The sequence below is a fragment of the Curtobacterium sp. NPDC089185 genome (genome assembly GCF_040685235.1).
Taxonomy (GTDB): Bacteria; Actinomycetota; Actinomycetes; order Actinomycetales; family Microbacteriaceae; genus Curtobacterium; species Curtobacterium citri.
Genome location: NZ_JBFBHK010000006.1, coordinates 185,405 through 204,535 on the forward strand (window position 1 = coordinate 185,405; position 19,131 = coordinate 204,535).

General features: G+C 72.1%; 20 protein-coding genes. 16 read left to right on the forward strand and 4 right to left on the reverse strand.

Annotated elements, in window-relative coordinates; genetic code table 11:
• From truB to AB0N84_RS08820, 4 genes are all read left to right on the forward strand, one after another.
• Positions 1 to 960, forward strand: a complete 960-nt coding sequence (gene truB, locus AB0N84_RS08805) for a tRNA pseudouridine(55) synthase TruB (RefSeq protein WP_363545316.1) — start codon at positions 1 to 3, stop codon at positions 958 to 960.
• Entirely contained in the window at positions 957 to 1,322 is a 366-nt protein-coding gene (locus tag AB0N84_RS08810) for a hypothetical protein (RefSeq protein ID WP_182046821.1), read from the forward strand. The genes truB and AB0N84_RS08810 overlap by 4 nt, the downstream gene beginning before the upstream one ends.
• A 78-nt stretch (positions 1,323 to 1,400) precedes the next feature.
• Positions 1,401 to 1,841, forward strand: a complete 441-nt coding sequence (locus AB0N84_RS08815) for a hypothetical protein (protein WP_363545319.1) — start codon at positions 1,401 to 1,403, stop codon at positions 1,839 to 1,841.
• Positions 1,842 to 1,851: 10 nt separating this feature from the next.
• Entirely contained in the window at positions 1,852 to 2,817 is a 966-nt protein-coding gene (locus AB0N84_RS08820) for a bifunctional riboflavin kinase/FAD synthetase (protein ID WP_363545322.1), read from the forward strand.
• A 103-nt stretch (positions 2,818 to 2,920) separates the two neighbouring features.
• Here the strand turns inward: AB0N84_RS08820 and AB0N84_RS08825 are convergent, their stop codons facing one another.
• The gene (locus tag AB0N84_RS08825) at positions 2,921 to 4,153 is read right to left on the reverse strand and encodes a DUF349 domain-containing protein (protein ID WP_182046818.1); all 1,233 of its coding nucleotides are present in this window, start codon (positions 4,151 to 4,153) and stop codon (positions 2,921 to 2,923) included.
• A gap of 135 nt (positions 4,154 to 4,288) precedes the next feature.
• Positions 4,289 to 5,101, reverse strand: a complete 813-nt coding sequence (locus AB0N84_RS08830) for a peptidylprolyl isomerase (protein WP_363545325.1) — start codon at positions 5,099 to 5,101, stop codon at positions 4,289 to 4,291.
• A 129-nt stretch (positions 5,102 to 5,230) separates the two neighbouring features.
• On the opposite strand from AB0N84_RS08830, the gene AB0N84_RS08835 reads away from it, so the two are divergent.
• The 9 genes from AB0N84_RS08835 (at position 5,231) to aroB (ending at position 15,535) form a co-directional block, all read left to right on the forward strand.
• Positions 5,231 to 6,625, forward strand: coding sequence for a replication-associated recombination protein A (locus AB0N84_RS08835; RefSeq protein ID WP_363545459.1), 1,395 nt, complete (start codon positions 5,231 to 5,233; stop codon positions 6,623 to 6,625).
• A 223-nt stretch (positions 6,626 to 6,848) separates the two neighbouring features.
• Entirely contained in the window at positions 6,849 to 7,478 is a 630-nt protein-coding gene (gene rpsD / locus AB0N84_RS08840; protein ID WP_066654559.1) for a 30S ribosomal protein S4, read from the forward strand.
• A 130-nt stretch (positions 7,479 to 7,608) separates the two neighbouring features.
• Positions 7,609 to 7,791: a hypothetical protein gene (locus AB0N84_RS08845; RefSeq protein ID WP_069710788.1), complete on the forward strand. Its 183-nt coding sequence runs from the start codon at positions 7,609 to 7,611 to the stop codon at positions 7,789 to 7,791.
• A 54-nt stretch (positions 7,792 to 7,845) separates the two neighbouring features.
• Positions 7,846 to 10,503 carry an alanine--tRNA ligase gene (alaS, locus tag AB0N84_RS08850; protein ID WP_363545329.1) on the forward strand — a complete coding sequence of 886 codons (2,658 nt, stop codon included), beginning with the start codon at positions 7,846 to 7,848 and terminating at the stop codon, positions 10,501 to 10,503.
• 2 nt (positions 10,504 to 10,505) lie between these two features.
• Complete coding sequence (gene ruvX / locus AB0N84_RS08855) at positions 10,506 to 10,955, forward strand: Holliday junction resolvase RuvX (protein ID WP_069710790.1); 450 nt, start codon at positions 10,506 to 10,508, stop codon at positions 10,953 to 10,955.
• Between the two features lie 89 nt (positions 10,956 to 11,044).
• On the forward strand, positions 11,045 to 12,586 hold the full coding sequence (gene mltG, locus AB0N84_RS08860) for an endolytic transglycosylase MltG (RefSeq protein ID WP_363545333.1): 1,542 nt from the start codon (positions 11,045 to 11,047) through the stop codon (positions 12,584 to 12,586).
• A 44-nt stretch (positions 12,587 to 12,630) separates the two neighbouring features.
• Entirely contained in the window at positions 12,631 to 13,851 is a 1,221-nt protein-coding gene (gene aroC, locus AB0N84_RS08865; protein WP_182048119.1) for a chorismate synthase, read from the forward strand.
• On the forward strand, positions 13,848 to 14,441 hold the full coding sequence (locus tag AB0N84_RS08870) for a shikimate kinase (protein ID WP_363545338.1): 594 nt from the start codon (positions 13,848 to 13,850) through the stop codon (positions 14,439 to 14,441). Before aroC ends, AB0N84_RS08870 begins: the two co-directional genes overlap by 4 nt.
• Positions 14,438 to 15,535 (forward strand): 3-dehydroquinate synthase, encoded by a 1,098-nt coding sequence (gene aroB, locus AB0N84_RS08875; protein ID WP_363545341.1) that lies wholly within the window; start codon positions 14,438 to 14,440, stop codon positions 15,533 to 15,535. The genes AB0N84_RS08870 and aroB overlap by 4 nt, the downstream gene beginning before the upstream one ends.
• Positions 15,536 to 15,573: 38 nt before the next feature.
• On the opposite strand, the gene AB0N84_RS08880 is transcribed toward aroB, so the two are convergent.
• Both AB0N84_RS08880 and AB0N84_RS08885 read right to left on the reverse strand, forming a co-directional pair.
• A complete protein-coding gene (locus AB0N84_RS08880; RefSeq protein WP_182048120.1) occupies positions 15,574 to 15,741 on the reverse strand; it encodes a hypothetical protein in 168 nt (55 codons plus the stop codon).
• Positions 15,738 to 16,034, reverse strand: coding sequence for a hypothetical protein (locus AB0N84_RS08885; protein WP_363545344.1), 297 nt, complete (start codon positions 16,032 to 16,034; stop codon positions 15,738 to 15,740). Before AB0N84_RS08885 ends, AB0N84_RS08880 begins: the two co-directional genes overlap by 4 nt.
• Before the next feature lie 125 nt (positions 16,035 to 16,159).
• On the opposite strand from AB0N84_RS08885, the gene AB0N84_RS08890 reads away from it, so the two are divergent.
• The 3 genes from AB0N84_RS08890 (at position 16,160) to nusB (ending at position 19,119) form a co-directional block, all read left to right on the forward strand.
• The gene (locus AB0N84_RS08890; RefSeq protein WP_363545347.1) at positions 16,160 to 17,848 is read left to right on the forward strand and encodes an AarF/UbiB family protein; all 1,689 of its coding nucleotides are present in this window, start codon (positions 16,160 to 16,162) and stop codon (positions 17,846 to 17,848) included.
• A gap of 211 nt (positions 17,849 to 18,059) precedes the next feature.
• Positions 18,060 to 18,623: an elongation factor P gene (efp, locus tag AB0N84_RS08895; protein ID WP_069710793.1), complete on the forward strand. Its 564-nt coding sequence runs from the start codon at positions 18,060 to 18,062 to the stop codon at positions 18,621 to 18,623.
• 10 nt (positions 18,624 to 18,633) lie between these two features.
• Positions 18,634 to 19,119 (forward strand): transcription antitermination factor NusB, encoded by a 486-nt coding sequence (gene nusB / locus AB0N84_RS08900; RefSeq protein ID WP_289458828.1) that lies wholly within the window; start codon positions 18,634 to 18,636, stop codon positions 19,117 to 19,119.
• Positions 19,120 to 19,131 lie beyond the last annotated feature (12 nt).

Sequence of the window (19,131 nt, forward strand, 5' to 3'; positions counted from 1 at the left end):
GTGCTCGCTACCGCGCCTGACGGCATCCTCCTCGTCGACAAGCCGCAGGGCATCTCCAGCCACCGGGTCGTCTCGATCGCACGACGGCGGCTCGGGCTGAAGAAGATCGGGCACGCGGGCACCCTCGACCCGATGGCGACGGGGCTCCTGCTGCTCGGCGCCGGTCCCTCGACCCGGTTGCTCACGCACCTGGTCGGTCTCGGCAAGACCTACACCGCGACGATCCGGCTCGGCATCGGCACGGACTCGGACGACGCCGACGGCACGCCGACCTCCGTGACGGGCGTCCTCGACGCCGACGTGTCCGAGGACGCGGTCGAGCGGGCGGTCGCCGCCCAGCGGGGCGTCATCGACCAGGTGCCGTCGACCGTCAGCGCGATCAAGGTCGACGGCCGTCGGGCGTACGACCTCGCGCGGAAGGGCGAGGAGGTCGTGCTGCGCTCGCGCACGGTGACCGTGTCGCGCTTCGACGTCACCGGTCGGACCGACCACACGATCACGGTGGACGGCACCGAGGTGACCGTGGTCGACCTCGACGTGGTCGTCGACTGCTCGTCGGGCACCTACGTCCGCGCTCTCGCCCGTGACGTCGGGGCCGCGCTCGGCACCGGCGCCCACCTCGTCGCGCTCCGGCGCACGGCCGTCGGGCCGTTCGACGTGACGGACGCGGTCGACCTCGAGGACGACGACGTCGACGTCGCCGGGGCGCTCCAGCGACCGGCCGACGTCGCCCGGCGGCTGTTCGACGTCGTGATGCTCGACGCGGCGGCCGCGAAGGACCTGACCGACGGCAAGCGGGTGGCGGCCGACCACCCGGACAGCGACGGTCCGGTGGCCGCGGTCGCGGAGGGCGGGGACCGCCTCGTGGGCCTCGTCTCCGTCCGACGCGGACTCCTCCGGGTCATCACCAACTTCCCGGCGCCGTCCGTGCCGGGGCCGAGCGCAGGGACAGACGCGTGATCGAGTGGTTCATGTGGGTGCAGCTCACCGTCGCCGTGGTGGCCGGGCTGTTCGCCGTGGTCGTCGGGCTGATCGGGTGGAAGCCGAACGACTACACGGTCGGCTCGCTCGCGCTCATCGAGCTGCTGCTCGTCGCACAGGGCGTGGTCTCGCTCGTCCTCCCCGCGGTCGGCAGCCCGCCGCAGGGCAACGGACTCGAGTTCGGCGTGTACGCGGTGTCGGTGCTCCTGGTGCCGCCCGCCGCGATCCTCTGGGCGCTCGTCGACCGCACGCGGTGGAGCACGGTGGTCCTCGGTGCCGGGGCGTTCACCGTCGCGGTGATGGTCTACCGGATGTACCAGATCTGGTTCGCACTGAACTGACCCGGGGTCGCTACGGCCGCCCGTGCGTGACGACTCCGGCGTCCGCGGGCGTCGTCGGCCGTCGGTAGACTCGACGCCGTGGTGAACAGATCCTCCCTCGCGACCGGCGTCGGCCGGGTCCTCATCGCCGTGTACGGCATCCTCGCCCTGGCGGCGACCGGGCGGAGCGTCGTCCAGATCATCGAGAAGTTCTCGTTCGCACCGTTCGCCTACACGCTCAGCGCGGTGGCGGCCGTCGTCTACATCGTCGCGATGATCGCGCTCATCGTGCCCGGGCGGGCGTGGTACCGCGTGGCCTGCGTGACGATCGGCTTCGAGATGGCGGGGGTCCTCGTCGTCGGCACGTTGTCCCTGGTCGACCGGCAGCTGTTCCCGGACGACACCGTCTGGTCGTACTACGGCCTCGGGTACGTCTTCGCGCCGCTCGTGCTGCCGATCGCCGGCCTGTGGTGGCTGCGCAAGCACCACCGCGCTGCCGCCGCGGAGCCGACGCACGCCACCGTCACGGCCGGCGAGTAGGGGCGGGGCCGTGCAGTTCTACGACGACATCGCCGACGTGGCGCAGGGCTTCGGTCCGAGCGCGGTGACGATCGGCAAGTTCGACGGTGTGCACGTCGGTCACCGTGCGGTCATCGCGCACCTCGAACGGGCCGCCCGCGAACACGACCTGGTGTCGACCGTCGTGACCTTCGACCGGCACCCGCTGAGCGTCATCGACCCGGACCGCGTGCCGCCGGCGCTCACGAGCACGGCGCAGCGGCGGGAGCTGCTCGAGGGCATCGGCGTCGACGCGATGCTGCTGCTGCGCTTCGACCAGGACCTGCAGTCCCGGGCACCCGAGGCGTTCGTCTCCGAGATCCTCGTCGACACCCTGCACGCCGAACTCGTGTTCGTCGGCAGCGACTTCCGCTTCGGTGCACGCGGCGCCGGCGACGTCGCCCTGCTGCGGCGGCTGGGCGAGCAGCACGGCTTCCGGGTCGAGCTCATCGACGACGTGGACCTGCGTGATGACGTCCGGGCGGCCGACGAACGGCGGGTGTCCTCCACCTGGATCCGCGAGCTCCTCGGTGACGGGCGTGTGGCCGAGGCCGCGCGACTGCTCGGTCGCGAGCACGCGGTGCGGAGCACGGTCGTGCACGGCAACCAGCGCGGCCGGGCCATGGGGTACCCGACGGCGAACCTCGACCCGGCGTGCGAGGGGTTCGTCCCCGCCGACGGTGTGTACGCCGCACGCGTGCTGCACGACGGCACGGTCTACCCGGCTGCCGTGTCGGTCGGCAACAACCCGACGTTCGAGGGTGTGCCGGCGAAGCAGATCGAGGCGCACCTGCTCGACGTCGACATCGACCTGTACGACGACACCATCTCGGTGCTGTTCGTCTCGTACGTCCGGGGCATGGTGGCCTTCTCGTCGATGGACGAACTCGCGGCGCAGATGCGGCAGGACGACCTGGACATCCGGCTGCTGCTCGGGATGGCTGCGCCGGTCCAGTAGCACCCGCCGCACGACCGAAGGCACCTCGCGCCACGTGTTCACGTGGTGCCAGGTGCCTTCCGTCGTGCGGGAGCGGATCGGACCGCGCTGCGCTGCTGCCGGGTCAGCCGCCGAGCGCGTCCAGCCAGATCTTGCGCGCGTCGAGGGCTTCCTGGGCCTCCTTGATCTTGCGCGCATCGCCCGATGCCTGCGCGGCCTCGAGCTCCGACTGCAGCTTGCCGATGGCGTCCTCGAGCTGGCTCGCGAGCCCCGTCTGCCGGGCCTTGCGCTCCGGGTCGGATGCCTTCCAGTGCTCGTCCTCGAGGCTGCGCACGTGGTCCTCGACGGCGCGGAGCCGGTCCTCGATGCGACGGACGTCGCCACGCGGGACCTTCCCGATCTCGTCCCAGCGACGCTGGATGTCCGTCAGGGTGCGACGGGCAGCGACCCGGTCCCGCTGCTGCAGGAGCGGCTCGGCCTCGGTGATGAGGGCCTGCTTCGCGACGAGGTTGGCGGAGTACTCCTCGTTCTCCACCGCGACCTCGGCGTGACGCTGTTCGAACAGGACGTCACCCGCGGCCTTGAACCGGGCCCAGAGGGCGTCGTCGTGGCGCTTGCCGGCGCGACCGGCACGCTTCCAGTCGTCGAGCAGTTCCCGGTAGGCGGGGATGCCGTCGGACCCACGGGTCGACAGCGCCTCGGCCTGCTGGACGAGCTCCTGCTTGCGGTTGCGGGCGTCGCGGTGCTGCGCGTCGAGTTCCGAGTAGAACGCACGGCGGTGCTGGTCGACGGTCGAGCGCGCCGCGCGGAACCGCTTCCAGAGCTCGTTCGCCTCGTTCTTCGGGAGGCGCGGGCCGTCGTGCTGGTGCTGCTGCCAACGGGCGAACACGTCGTCGAGCTGCGCGGTGATCTGCTTCCACTGCGCACGCGCCGGGTCGACGGCGGCGAGGGACTCGGCCTCGTCCACCAGTGCCGCGCGGTACGCGAGCGCGTCGGTGAGCGCCTGCTGGGCCTGGGCGGCCTGTTCCTGCGTGAGCGAGCCGAGCTGCTCGGACAGGGCGGCCACGCGCTTCTCGAGCGACTGCAGGTCGCCGACCACGCGGGCCTCCGACACCTGCGTGCGGAGGTGCTCCACGGTGCGGGCGACGTCGTTCGCCGAGGCGCCGCGCTGCACACGCTGCTCGGCGATCTTCACCTGCCCCTCGAGGTCGGCGTACTTGCGCGCGAAGTACGCGAGGGCCTCGTCCGGGGTGGCGTCGGGGTACTCACCGACCGCCTTCTCGGTGTCCTCGTACCGGACGTACACCGTCCCGTTCTCGTCGACCCGGCCCCAGGTCGTTGCTTCGTCAGGTCCCACAGGTCTCGCCTCGATCGTGGTAGTGCATCGCCGACGTCCCCGTCGGCACGGTCAGGTCGTCAGCCTATTGCACAGGAGGGCGGTCGGGACCAGCGGCGCGTGCGGCCTGTGGACGACGCGCCGACGACCGGGGTGCTAGTCGGCCTTCCGGATGGTCGCACCGGTGATCGTGGTCGCGACCTCCGGCTCCCCGGTCCCGTCCGAGCCCGCCGACCGGATGCCCTTCGAGGTGATCCGCGACTCGAGGTCGTCGAGTCCGCTGGTGACCTTGCCGACGACGGTGTACCCGCCGGTCGACCCGTCGAGGGTGGTGTCCCCGTAGACGATGAAGAACTGGGTGGACTGTGAGTACGGCGACGCGCCTCGGGCGATCGCCAGCGTGCCCGCCGGGTACTCCCCGTCGCTCGGCACGTTCTCGAGCGGCCCGTACTCGAACCCGGCGTCGCCCGTGCCGTCGCCGTTCGCCGAGCCGCACTGGAGGAACCGGAAGCCCTTGCTGTCGGCGAGCCGGTGGCAGGTGGTGTCCCGGTAGAACTGCTTGCGGATGAGGTCGATCTCGACGCTCGCCGCCTGCGGGGCCGCCGCGCCGTCGAGCTCGATCCCCAGTCGGACGTCCTCGTTCAGGGTGAGCGTGCCGGTCCAGCGCTTCCCATCGGCGATGTCCTTGCTCGGCACCTCTCCCGTGTTGCCGGCCGTGGCGCTGGCGGAGGGCGTGGGCGTCGAGGTGGCCGACGCGGACGCATCGGTGTCGCGGGGGGCCTGCGCACCGGCGAACGCCAACTGCGACCCGGTCGCGAGGGCGGCGACGAGCACGAGCACACCGACCCCGACCACGTCGTCCCGCCGACGACGGCGACGCTGCCGCTCGTGCAGGCCCTGACGGGCCTGGTACAGACGGAGACGCTCACGCGCCTCACGGTTGTCACGCGCCTGGTTCTTCGGTGCCACGGTGCTGATCGGACCTCTCGTCGACTGTGCCGACGAGCGTAGCGGAACCGGTCGTGCGCCCGGCCGGGAGGCACGCGGCAGGTCGGTGGGTCGGCCTACGATCGACACATGGCAGCGGACAGATCGGGCATGCGTGCGCCCACCACCGGCGGTCGCGCCGGGCTGGCGCAGGGTTCCGTCCCGCTCGCGGTGCGGATGCGTCCGACCAGCCTCGACGAGGTCGCCGGGCAGCAGCACCTGCTCGGCCGGGGGAGTCCGCTCGTGCAGCTCGCCACGGGGACGCGCGAGAACCCCGGCGGGGTCTCCGTGATCCTCTGGGGACCGCCCGGCACCGGCAAGACGACGCTCGCGCAGGCCATCGCGCGGCAGTCCGGTCGCGAGTTCGTCGAGCTCTCCGCCGTCACCGCCGGTGTGAAGGACGTGCGCGAGGTGATGGAGAAGGCACTCACCCACCGCGACCTCTACGGGTCGACCACGGTGCTCTTCCTCGACGAGATCCACCGCTTCAGCAAGGCCCAGCAGGACGCCCTGCTGCCGGGCGTCGAGAACGGCTGGGTGATCCTCATCGCGGCGACGACCGAGAACCCGTCGTTCTCCGTCATCTCGCCGCTGCTGTCCCGCTCGCTCCTGCTCACCCTGCAGCCCCTGACCGACGAGGACCTCGGCATGCTCGTCGACCGCGCGGTCGAGGACCCCCGCGGCCTCGGCGGGTCCGTGGTGCTCGGCGACGACGCACGCTCGGCGATCGTCCGGCTCTCCTCCGGGGACGCCCGCCGCGCACTCACCGCCCTCGAGGCCGCCGCGTCGTCGGCCGTCGCCGCCAGCGCCGGCGACCCGGAGGACGACGACGAGGACGGCGACGCGCCGCTCGACGGCGTCGAGACGGTTCCGCTGGTCGACGCGGACACGGTCGCCGCGGCCGTGGACCGCGCCCTGCTGCGCTACGACCGGCAGGGCGACGAGCACTACGACGTCATCAGCGCGTTCATCAAGTCCGTGCGGGGGAGCGACGTCGACGCGGCGCTGCACTACCTCGCGCGCATGATCGAGGCCGGCGAGGACCCGCGGTTCATCGCGAGGCGGATCATCATCTCGGCGTCGGAGGACATCGGGATGGCCGATCCGCAGGCCCTGCCGATCGCGGTCGCGGCGGCGCAGGCCGTGCAGCTCATCGGGATGCCCGAGGGGCGCATCCCCCTGGCGGAGGCCGTGGTGTACCTGGCGACGGCGCCGAAGTCGAACGCCGCGTACAACGGCGTGAACACCGCGATCGCCGACGTCCGTGCCGGGCGGATGGGCGTGGTGCCGACGCACCTGCGGGACGCGCACTACCCGGGAGCCAAGCGCCTCGGCCACGGCAAGGGCTACGTGTACTCGCACGACGCCGAGCACGGCGTGGCGCGGCAGCAGTACCTGCCCGACGTGCTCGAGGGCACCGAGTACTACGCCCCGACCGGCAACGGCTTCGAGCGCGAGCTCGGCCCGCGGGTCGAGCGGCTCCGGAAGATCACCCGCGGCGAGTAGGTCCCCACCCGAGATCCTGCTACCATTGCCGAGCCTACGTCCTGGTCCTCGTGTGCGGCTGCGCCGAGGACACAGTCCCACTCCGGTGGGACGGGGGCAGAGGTTCGGACTGTAGCCGTCCGATCCCACAGGCTCATCCCTCTGGATCCCGTCGCCGGGACCGCGCGTACTCGTGCGCACGGTGCCCGTCGAGTCATTCAGTTCAGACAGAGAAAAGGACCCTGTGTCTACCAAGTCACGCACCCGCAGCAAGACCCGCCTCTCGCGCGCGCTCGGCATCCCGCTGACGCCGAAGGCGGCCCGCTACCTCGAGAAGCGCCCCTACGGCCCCGGTGAGCACGGCCGCACCCGCCGTCGTGCGGACAGCGACTACGCCGTCCGTCTCCGTGAGAAGCAGCGTCTGCGCGCCCAGTACGGCATCCGCGAGAAGCAGCTCCGCATCGTCTTCGAAGAGGCCCGCAAGACGAAGGGCCTGACCGGTGAGAACCTGGTCGAGCTCCTCGAGCAGCGCCTCGACGCCCTCGTGCTCCGTGCCGGCTTCGCCCGCACCACCGCGCAGGCGCGCCAGCTGATCGTGCACCGTCACATCCTGGTCGACGGCAAGCTCGTCGACCGCCCCTCCTTCCGCGTGAAGGAGGGCCAGATGATCCACGTCAAGCAGCGCTCCGAGTCCCTCGAGCCCCTCCAGGTCGCCGCCGCCGGTGGTCACCTCGAGGTCCTGCCGAAGGTCCCGGGCTACCTCGAGGTCGAGATCGAGAAGCTCCAGGCCCGCCTGGTCCGTCGCCCGAAGCGCGCCGAGGTCCCCGTGACCTGTGAAGTGCAGCTCGTCGTCGAGTACTACGCAGCTCGCTGATCGTCCGATCACCCCGAACGGCGGGTCGTCCTCTCAGGAGGGCGGCCCGCCGTTCCGCGTTCCCGGAGTCGTCGCGCCACTACACTCGTCTGGGCACGCACCGCCAGCGTGCGCGAGCAGGGGAGGCACCGTGAAGCAGCTGTTCTTCGTCGCCGTCGGCATCGTGATCGGCTTCGCCGCAGCGCACCGGATCGCGAACACCCCGGGCGGGGCACGCTTCTTCGCGGACGTCAACGACCGGACGAAGGCCTTCACCGGCGCGGTCGCCGACGGGTACCGCTCGCGCGAGGCCGAACTCCGCACCGACAGCTGACCACCGCGTCACCCACGCTCCACGCACTCCCGCCGACCTGAATCAGGAAGCACCATGCAGACCGCAGAGATCCGCCGCCGTTGGCTCCAGTTCTTCGGTGACCGCGGACACACCGTCGTCCCGTCCGCGTCCCTCGTCTCCGACGACCCGTCGCTCCTCTTCACGGTCGCCGGCATGGTCCCCTTCATCCCGTACCTCACCGGGCTCGTCCCGTCGCCGTACCCCCGGGCGACCAGCGTGCAGAAGTGCATCCGCACCAACGACATCGAAGAGGTCGGCAAGACCCCGCGGCACGGCACGTTCTTCCAGATGAACGGCAACTTCTCGTTCGGTGACTACTTCAAGGAGCAGGCGATCCAGTACGCCTGGGAGCTCCTCACCACCCCCGAGTCGGACGGCGGACTCGGGTTCTCGCCCGACGACCTGTGGGTCACCGTGTACGAGGACGACGACGAGGCGATCGCGTTCTGGAAGGCGCACTCCTCGCTCCCCGACGAGCGCATCCAGCGCCTCGGCAAGGACACCAACTACTGGTCCACCGGACAGCCCGGCCCCGCCGGCCCCTGCTCGGAGATCTTCTTCGACCGTGGCCCCGCGTACGGCATCGACGGCGGCCCGGCGACCGACGACGACCGCTACGTGGAGATCTGGAACCTGGTCTTCATGCAGTACCAGATCCAGAACGTGCGGTCGAAGGTCGACTTCGACATCACCGGCGACCTGCCCAACCAGAACATCGACACCGGCATGGGGCTCGAGCGCGTCGCGTTCATCAAGCAGGGCGTCGACAACATGTACGAGATCGACCAGGTCCGTCCGGTCCTCGACCGCGCCGCGGCGATCTCGGGTCGCGAGTACGGCGCCGTGCACGAGGACGACGTCCGCATGCGGGTGATCGCCGACCACGTGCGGTCCTCGCTCATGCTCGTCGCCGACGGCGTGACCCCGTCCAACGAGGGCCGCGGCTACATCCTCCGCCGTCTGCTCCGGCGCACCGTCCGGGCGATGCGACTGCTCGGTGTCGAGGGCGCCACCTTCCCGGAGCTGTTCCCCGCCTCCCGCGACGCGATGCAGGGCGCGTACCCCGAGGTCGCCGAGCAGTACGACCGGATCGCCCGGATCGTCTACGCGGAGGAGGAGACCTTCCTCCGCACGCTCGCGCAGGGCACGACGATCCTCGACGTCGCGGTCGAGCGCGCCAAGCAGGACGGCGCCCCGTCGATCGGCGGCGACACGGCGTTCCTGCTCCACGACACGTTCGGCTTCCCGATCGACCTCACCATGGAGATGGCGGAGGAGGCCGGGGTCCAGGTGGACCGCGGTGCCTTCGAGACGCTCATGTCCGAGCAGCGCGCCCGCGCCAAGGCGGACGCGAAGAGCAAGAAGACCGCCCTCGCCGACCTCAGCGTCTACAGCGCCTTCCGCGCCGCGGGCGAGACCGTGTTCCTCGGCTACGACGCACTCGAGGCGGAGTCCGCGGTCCTCGGCATCATCGTCGACGGCGTCAGCGTGGACCGTGCGGTCGTCGGCGACATCGCCGAGGTGATCCTCGGTGAGACGTCGCTGTACGCCGAGTCCGGCGGCCAGGACGCCGACCAGGGCTCGATCGTCGGCAACGGCTTCGACCTCGAGGTCCTCGACGTGCAGCGCCCGGTCGCCGGGCTGTGGAGCCACACGGTCCAGGTGCGCTCGGGCGAGGTCGGGGTCGGTGACGCCGCCACGACGGTGGTCGACGCGGAGTACCGCCGCGGCGCCACGCAGGCGCACTCCGCCACGCACCTCGTCAACGCGGCCCTGCGCGACGTGCTCGGCCCGGAGGCGCTGCAGGCCGGCTCCTACAACAAGTCGGGCTACATGCGGCTCGACTTCTCGTGGTCGCAGCCGGTGTCCGGCGCGACCCGGTCCGAGATCGAGGAGGTCGTGAACGCCGCGATCCGCTCCGACCTGGCCGTGCAGACCCGCGTGCTGCCGCTCGACGAGGCGAAGGCGCTCGGTGCGCAGGCCCTGTTCGGCGAGAAGTACGGCGCCGAGGTCCGCATGGTCGACATCGGTGGCCCGTGGTCGCGCGAGCTGTGCGGTGGCACCCACGTCGCCACGAGCGCGCAGGTCGGGCTCGTCAACCTGGTGGGGGAGTCCAGCGTCGGCTCGACGAACCGCCGCGTCGAGGCCCTCGTCGGGCTCGAGGGATTCCGCGACCTGGCGGTCGAGCGGACCATCGTCTCGCAGCTCTCGAGTGCGCTGAAGGCGCCGCGTGAAGACCTGCCGACGCGCGTGCAGGGCCTGATGGAGGACCTCCGCACCGCCCAGAAGCGCATCGCCGAGTTCGAGTCGGCCAACCTGCAGCAGCGGGTGCCGACCATCGCCCGGCAGGCGTCGACCGTGGGCACGACGACCGTCGTCGCGGAGACCGTCGACGGCCTGCAGTCCGGCGACGACCTTCGCTCGCTCGCCACCGGTGTGCGTGGACAGCTCGGCGACGGCGCCGCGGTCGTCGTGCTCGGCTCGGTCATCGGCGGCAAGCCGGTCGTCATCGTCGCGACCAACGACGCCGCTCGGGCCGCCGGCGTGCAGGCCGGGCCGCTCGCGAAGGAGGCGGCCGGTGTCCTCGGCGGCGGCGGCGGTGGCAAGCCGGACCTCGCCCAGGGCGGCGGGACCGACGCGGCCGCGCTCCCGGCGGCACTGCGTGCCGTGACGGCGCGCCTGGCGGGCTGACCGTGGGCATCCGCCCGGGGCGCCGGCTCGGCATCGACGTCGGGCGCGCCCGGATCGGGGTCGCCGTCTGCGACCGGGACGGCCTGCTGGCCACCCCGGTCGAGACGGTGCCCCGCGCCGAGGCCACCGACGTGCGCCGGATCCTCGAGCTCGCCGAGGAGTACGACGTGCTCGAGCTCGTCGTCGGGCTGCCGCTGTCGATGTCGGGCGACGACACCCCCTCGACGGCGGACGCCCGGGCCTTCGCCGAGCGCCTGGCCGCGCACCGACCCGTCCGGCTGGTCGACGAGCGGCTCTCGACGGTGACGGCGCAGCGCGGGCTGCACCAGGCGGGTCGGAACACGAAGAAGTCCCGGGCCGTGATCGACCAAGCGGCCGCTGTTATCATCTTGCAACACGCGCTCGACCACGAGCGAGCGTCCAGCGCCGCACCCGGCGCCACGCTCCCCTGACCGACCGGCCCCGGAGCGGGTCGCGAGACCGTCGTTCCCGGACCGACGGGGCACAGGTGGAGCCCCCGACCCGAGAGACCGAGGATCCCGTGGCAGACGACCTGGACTGGAACGCGATCATCGCGCCCGGCAACGACGCCGAGCGGCGACGCCGCGACCCCGACGGTCCGCCCGCGGACGAGCGCCCGCAGTCCCGCAGGGCCGCCCGTGCCGCCGAAGCAGCCGCGGCCGAGGAAGCGGCCGCCCGTGCGACGGCGGACCGTGCGACCGCGGCAGAGCCGACCGCGGACCGTGCGACCGCGGCAGAGCCGACCGCGACCGGACGCCGAGAGCGTCCGTCCTCGCCCGCCGACGCGCCGGTCGCCGTCGACCACGACGAGCTCCACCCCGAGGTCCAGGCGCTCCTGACCGGCGAGATCCCCCGCGACGCAGCGGCGGGCGGCGGTGTCCGGGACGGCGACGGGTCCGACGGACGCAGCCACGGCGGTGGCGGCGCGGGAGACGGCGGACGCGGGCGGCGTGGCGGCGGCGGGCGGTCCTCCCGTCCGCCGCGTGAGCCGCGGCCGCGGCGTCGTCGCGGTCCGCTCGTCGCGGGCATCGTGATCGTCGCGCTCGTGCTCGCGGCAGGCGTCGGCGCGTACGCGTTCGCGGCGCCCAAGATCCAGCAGCTCGCCGGCGCGTTCGGCGGGTCGCAGGAACCGGACGACTACCCGGGGTCCGGTTCGGGCAAGGTCACGATCACGATCAAGCAGGGCGACATCGGCGAGGACGTCGCGAAGACCCTGCAGCGCAGCGGCGTGGTGAAGAGCTCGCAGGTGTTCTACAAGCTCCTGCTCACCTCGCCGGACGTGCAGTTCCAGCCCGGTTCCTACGCGCTGAAGAAGGAGATGAGCTCGAAGGCCGCGCTCGCGGCGCTCAAGGACCGCGACAACCGCGTCCAGGCCTCGATCGTCATCCCCGAGGGGACCGCGTTGAAGGACATCGAGGCGGGCATGGTCTCGAAGGCCGGGCTGTCCGAGGCAGAGGTCTCGGCGGCCGCGAAGGACGTCGGCGCGTACGGCCTGCCGGCCAACGTGACGACGCTCGAGGGGTGGCTCTTCCCCGCGACCTACCCGATCAACCCGGGCTGGACGGCGAAGCAGTACTTCCAGTCGATGGTCGACACGATGAAGGAGCGCCTGGCCGCCGCCGGTGTCGCCGAGGCCGACCAGGAGCGTGTCGTCGTCTTCGCCTCGCTCGTGCAGAAGGAGGCGGGTCTGGCGGCCGACTACCCGAAGGTCGCGCGGGTGTTCCAGAACCGGCTCGACATCGACATGCCGCTGCAGTCCGACGCGACGGTCGCCTACGGCACCGGGAACACGCACACCGTGACGACGACCGACGCCGAGCGTGCGGACGCGGGGAACGAGTACAACACCTACGTGCACAAGGGGCTGCCGCCGGCGCCGATCTCGAACCCGGGCGACGTGGCCATCAAGGCGGTCACGCAGGAGGCCACCGGGAAGTGGCTGTACTTCGTCACCGTGAACCTGGAGACGGGCGAGACGGTGTTCTCGGACACGTACGCGCAGCACCAGGTTGCCGTCGCGCAGTTCCAGGCCTGGCTCCGCGCCCACCCCGACTACCAGTAGCCGACCCGCGTCGCACGGCGTGACGCTGTGGGAGGATGGTCGACATGCTTCGTTGGTTGACCGCTGGTGAGTCCCACGGACCCGAACTCGTCGCGATGCTCGAGGGCCTGCCGGCCGGCGTCCCGGTCTCGTTCGAGTCCATCCGCACCGACCTCGCTCGACGCAAGCTCGGCTACGGACGCGGCTCCCGCATGAAGTTCGAGCAGGACGAGCTGCACGTCTCCGGCGGTGTCCGGCACGGGTACTCCCTGGGCAGCCCGATCGCGATCCGCATCGGCAACACCGAGTGGCCGAAGTGGGTCGAGGTGATGAACCCCGAGCCCGTCGAGTCGACCGAGATGTCCCGCGGTCGGAGCGCGCCGCTCACCCGCCCCCGGCCCGGCCACGCCGACCTGGTCGGCATGCAGAAGTACGGGTTCGACGAGGCCCGCCCGATCCTCGAGCGCGCCTCCGCCCGGGAGACCGCCGCACGGGTGGCCCTCGGCGCGGTCGCGAAGTCGTTCCTCGCCGAGCTCGGCATCCGTTCCGTGGCGCACACGCTGCAGGTCGGCACCGTGCGGGTGCCCGACGGCACCGAGCTGCCGCTGCCCGAGGACGTCGACCGGCTCGACGAGGACCAGCTGCGCTGCGCCGACCCCGAGACCTCGGCGCGCATGGTCACCGAGGTCGAGGCAGCGAAGAAGGACGGCGACACGCTCGGCGGCGTCGTCGAGGTGCTCTTCTACGGCGTCCCGCCGGGGCTGGGCTCGCACGTGCAGTGGGACCGTCGCCTCGACGCACGGCTCGCCGCCGCGATCATGGGCATCCAGGCCATCAAGGGCGTCGAGGTCGGCGACGGCTTCGCGACCGCCGGACGCCGGGGGTCGGCCGCCCACGACGAGCTGTACCGCGAGGACGGCGAGATCGTCCGGACCAGTGACCGCGCCGGTGGGACCGAGGGCGGGATGTCGACGGGCACCGTCCTGCGGGTCCGTGCGGGCATGAAGCCGATCGCGACCGTGCCGCACGCCCTGCACACCATCGACGTCGCCACGGGCGAGGACGCCTCCGCGCACCACCAGCGCAGCGACGTGTGCGCCGTGCCGGCAGCCGGCGTGGTCGCCGAGGCGATGGTCGCCCTCGTGCTCGCGGACGCCGTGCTCGAGAAGTTCGGTGGGGACAGCCTCGTCGAGACGAAGCGCAACCTCGACGCGTACCTCGCGTCCATCCCGGAGACGCTGCGCTCCCGTCGGACCGACGCGACCGAGCCGTCCACCGCGTCGTGAGCGGTGCCGGCGGGGCGACGTCCGCCGACGGCGTGGGCGTCGACGCCCCCGTCGTCGTGATCGGCCCGATGGGCGCCGGGAAGTCGAGCGTCGGCAAGCGGGTCGCGAAGGCGCTGGGCGTGCCGTTCACCGACACCGACCGCGTCATCGCCCGCGAGCACGGCCCGATCCCCGGCATCTTCGCCGAGCGGGGCGAACCCGCGTTCCGCGAGCTCGAGGCGGCGGCCGTCCGGTCCGCCCTCGCCACGGCAGGCGTCATCGCCGTCGGCGGGGGAGCGGTGACCCACCCGGAGACGCGGGCGGCGCTCGTCGGCGCCCGGATCGTCCTGCTGACGGTGTCGCCCGAGGCCGTCGCCGCCCGGATCGCGGGGAGCGACCGTCCGCTGCTCGCGCAGGGCGGGCTCGACGCCTGGCAGACCATCGCCGACGAGCGTGCCGCCACCTACGCCGAACTCGCGCACGCGACCTTCGACACCTCGCGTCGACCCATGTCGCAGGTGGTCCGCGACGTCGTCGCCTGGGTCACGGGTCAGCAGGCCACCAGCGCCACCGGCACCGCCCGGGGCACCACCACCGGAGGGACACCGTGACCGCGTCGAACCTGCCCGAGGGCACCACCGAGATCCGCGTCGGCGGCGAGGACGGGTACGTCGTGGCCGTCGGGAACGGTCTGCTCGGCTCGGTCCCGGCGCTGCTCGGGCCCCGCGTGGCGAAGGTCCTCATCGTGCACGCCCCGACCCTCGGCGCGCGGGCGAACGACCTGCGGGCCGTCCTCGTCGAGGCCGGTCTCGACGCGCTCATCGCCGAGGTGCCGGACGCCGAGGCCGCGAAGCGCGTCGAGGTCGCCGCGTTCTGCTGGCAGGTCATGGGCCAGGCCGACTTCACCCGTACCGACGCCGTCATCGGGCTCGGTGGCGGCGCCGTCACCGACCTCGCCGGGTTCGTCGCCGCCACGTGGTTGCGCGGCGTCGCCTTCGTGGCGATCCCGACCAGCGTGCTCGGCATGGTCGACGCCAGCGTGGGCGGGAAGACCGGGATCAACACCAACGAGGGGAAGAACCTCGTCGGGGCGTTCCACCACCCGCGCGCCGTCGTGGCCGACCTCGACCTGGTCCGCACCCTGCCCCGGAACGACGTGCTGACCGGGTTCGCCGAGATCGTCAAGGCGGGGTTCATCGCCGTGCCGGAGATCCTCGACGTGATCGAGGCCGACGTCACCCGGGTGACCGACCCGACGACACCCGAGTTCCGGCGTGTGGTGGAGCTCGCGATCGCCCTGAAGGCCGAGGTCGTCGCGGACGACTTCACCGAGCAGGGCCGCCGCGAGATCCTGAACTACGGCCACACGCTCGGCCACGCCATCGAGCACGCCGAGCGCTACCAGTGGCGGCACGGCGCGGCGGTCTCCGTCGGGATGGTCTTCGCGGCGGAGCTCGCACGGCTCAGCGGGCACCTGGACGACGCGACCGTGGACCGGCACCGCTCGATCCTCGAGTCGCTCGAGCTGCCCACCACCTACGGGCTCGGCCGCTGGGATGGCCTGCTCGCCACCATGCGCCGGGACAAGAAGGCGCGTGCCGGCATGCTCCGCTTCATCATCCTCGACGGTGTCGGCAAGCCGGTCACGCTCGAGGGGCCGGAGGACCACCTGCTCTTCACGGCGTACCAGGAGGTCGGCGTCTAGCCGGTACCGCCGCCCGGGTCGCCGGAGCTCGCGCAGGGTCACCGCAGCTTGCGCAGGGTTCGGCGCCACCACCACTTCACGTGCATGGACACGGTGATGATGTTGGTGCGGCGGAACTCGGCCCACTCCTCGAGGGTCGCGCCGTTGCGGAAGGCGCGACGGGCGTGTTCGTCGGTCGGGACGATGATCGGTCGTCGGAACTTCACGGGTACTCCTCCGGTTTGACGGGTTCGACGGGTTCGACGGCCTGGGACAGCTCGCTGGCCAACTCGCGATCGTCCTCCGGTGCCCACCGTAGGGTCGCGATGCTCCTGAGCACAGACCGCGAGATGTCGTATCCGCGGTCGCCGGGATGGAGTTGTGCTGCCCAGACGATCCGGGTCCAGGCGTGGGTCCGTTCACTCGACTGTCGAGTCCGCTTCGCCGCGTTCCAGGTCATCACCGCCGCGAAGATCGCGGCGGCCGCGGCGATGGTCGCGGTGATCAGTGCTGTGTCCATGCCACGAGCGTGGCGCGCTGGACGCGACCGCCTGCACGCGGCGGGCCGACCTGTGGAACGCAGCCCGCGCCTCCCGGCTGTGCAGGAGCGGGGTGCCCCGCAGGCCGGGGGAGCAGACTGGTCCGGTGCCCACCCCGCCCCGCCTGAGCGACCTCGGCCGGCAGGACGTCGACGCCGGCAGCCTGCGCTCCCGAGCCCGCCGCTTCGCCGAGCTGCTCGCCATCGCCCGTCGCCACGAACTCCTGCCCTTCCGCCGACTCGACTTCTCGCGGGACCCGGAGACCGCGGACCTGCGCCGCAGGCAGGCGGACCACCTGCGCATGGCGCTCGAGGAGGCCGGCGGCGGCTTCGTGAAGATGGGCCAGCTGCTCTCCACGCGGGACGACCTGCTGCCCGAGGAGTGGACCGACGGGCTCGTCGACCTGCAGCGCAGCGTCCGGCCGGCCGACCCCGCGGCGGTCGTGGCGTTGCTCGAGGAGGAGCTCGGCGCGCCGGTCGACGAGGTCTTCGCGACGTTCGACCCGGAGCCGGTCGCGGCCGCGTCCATCGCGCAGGTCCACCGCGCGACCCTGCGCGACGGCTCCGTGGTGGCGGTCAAGGTGCAGCGACCCGGCATCGACGTGGCGGTGCGCCGCGACGTCGACATCGCGCTCCGTGTCGTCCGGTTCCTGGCACGGACCAGCACCGAGGCACGGCAGGTCGGCGTCACCGACGTCGCCCGGCAGTACGCCGACGACCTCGTCCGTCAGGTCGACTTCACGGCCGAGATGCGGAACCTCACGGCGCTCCGAGCCGCGCAGATCCGGAGCGCGCGACCCGACGCGGTCGCGTTCCCCGAGCCGCACCGCGAGCTGTCCGGACGCCGGGTGATGGTGATGGAGTTCCTCGAGGGGGAGACGCTCAGCGCCCTCCGCGCCGCGGGGACCGGGCAGGACCTCGACACGCCGATGCGGGCGGTGCTCGACGCGTTCCTCCGGCAGGTCGTGTTCGACGGGATCTACCACGCCGACCTGCACCCGGGGAACGTCGTGCTGCTGCCCGACGGTCGGCCGGCGCTCATCGACTTCGGGTCGGTCGGGCGCCTCGACCCCGGCCTGCGCTCGACGGTGCAGGACCTGCTCGCCGGGTACATCCAGGACGACACCGAGCGGATCGCCGACGCGGTGATGCGGATGGCTCCCGTGCGCGACGTCGAGGACGAGCCGGACTTCCGGCGCGACATCGCGGCGTTCGTGGCCGACGAGCTCGGCCCGGGCGCGCGCATCGGCGTCGAGACCGTGGACGACGCCGTCGCGGTGTTCGGCCGGTACCGGCTGAAGCCCCCGCCGGACTTCGTCGCCGCCGCACGCGCGCTGGCGATCTTCGAGGGGACCCTCCGGAGCCTCGCGCCGTCCTTCGACCTGCTCGAGGAGTCCCGCGACCTGGCCCGACGGCAGATCCGGGACCAGCTCCGGCCCCGGGCCGTCCGGGACCTCGCGCTGCGGGAACTCTTCGGCGTGGTGTCGACCGTCCGGAAGCTCCCGCGGCGGATCGACCGGATCGGCGAGGCGATCGAGACCGGCAAGCTCACGGTCGCCATCCGGTTGTTCTCGGACCGCCGCGACCGCGAGGTCGTGTCCGGCCTGGTCCGCCGCGTGCTGCTCGTCCTGCTCGGTTCCGGCGCCGGCGTGCTGGCGATCGTGTACCTGGCGGCACCGGTCCGGCCGACCGCGGTGCTGTCGACCGGCGCCGCCGGGGGGATCCTCGGCGGGACGGCCGTGGTGCTCCTCGTCTGGGCGGCCGTCGACGCCTGGTGGGCGCGGCGACGACGCTGACCCGGTCGGCGCCTGGACGCCGGGGCGGCCGTGCGGTGGTGCCGCCGGGTCTGCTCCCGCCGGGCGCGCTCCCGCCGGGCGCGCTCCCGCCGGGCCCGCTGCCGCCGGTCCGCTACACTCGACGGGGCGTCGGCCCGGGGCACCTCCCCGCCGATGCCGGGACCGGACGCACGTCCGGGAGACCTTCACAACACCATCGAACGGAAGACCCATGGCGAGTACCACTGACATCAAGAACGGCGCCGTTCTCATCATCGACGGGCAGCTCTGGTCGGTCGTCGAGTTCCAGCACGTCAAGCCGGGCAAGGGCGGCGCGTTCGTCCGCACGAAGCTGAAGAACGTCGTCTCGGGCAAGGTCGTCGACCGCACCTTCAACGCCGGCGCGAAGATCGACACCGCGACCGTCGACCGCCGCGACTACCAGTACCTGTACCAGGACGGCGAGTCCTACGTGTTCATGGACACCGACACGTACGACCAGGTCCCCGTCTCGGAGACCGTCGTCGGCGACGCCAAGAACTTCCTGCTCGAGTCGGCGATGGTCACCATCGCGATGAACGAGGGCAACCCGCTCTACATCGAGCTGCCCACGTCGATCGTCACCGAGGTCGAGACCGAGCCGGGCCTCCAGGGCGACCGCTCCTCGGGTGGCACGAAGGACGCGACCATCATCGCGACCGGTCACCGCATCCAGGTCCCGCTCTACCTGGAGAACGGCACCACCGTGAAGATCGACACGCGCGACGGCAGCTTCCTCGGCCGCGTCAACAACTAGGCGACGCCGGATGAGTGCTCGTTCGAAGGCCCGCAAGCGCGCCCTCGACATGCTGTACGTGGCGGAGGTCCGCGAGCTGCCGATCGCGGACGTCCTCGCCACGGAGACGGTCCGTCACCTCGACCAGCCCGAGCGCGCCTCGAGCTGGGACTACGCGCGACAGATCGTCACCGGTGTCGACGACGACCGTGCGGCGATCGACCGGGTCATCGTCGAGCACGCGCAGGGCTGGTCCATCGCACGCATGCCCGTGCTCGACCGCTGCATCCTGCGGATGGGCGTCTGGGAGCTCCGGTACAACCCGGAGGTCCCGGACGCGGTCGCGATCGCCGAGGCGGTGGAGCTCGCCCAGTCGCTCTCGACGGACGACTCGGCCGGCTTCGTGAACGGGGTCCTCGGTGCCGTCGCCGGAGGCCGCGCTCCTTCGTCGAAGGCTGCCGACCACGGCGCCGCACCGTCCGGTCGGACGGTCGCAGGGGACCAGGAGTCCCGGTAGGGTTGACCACGT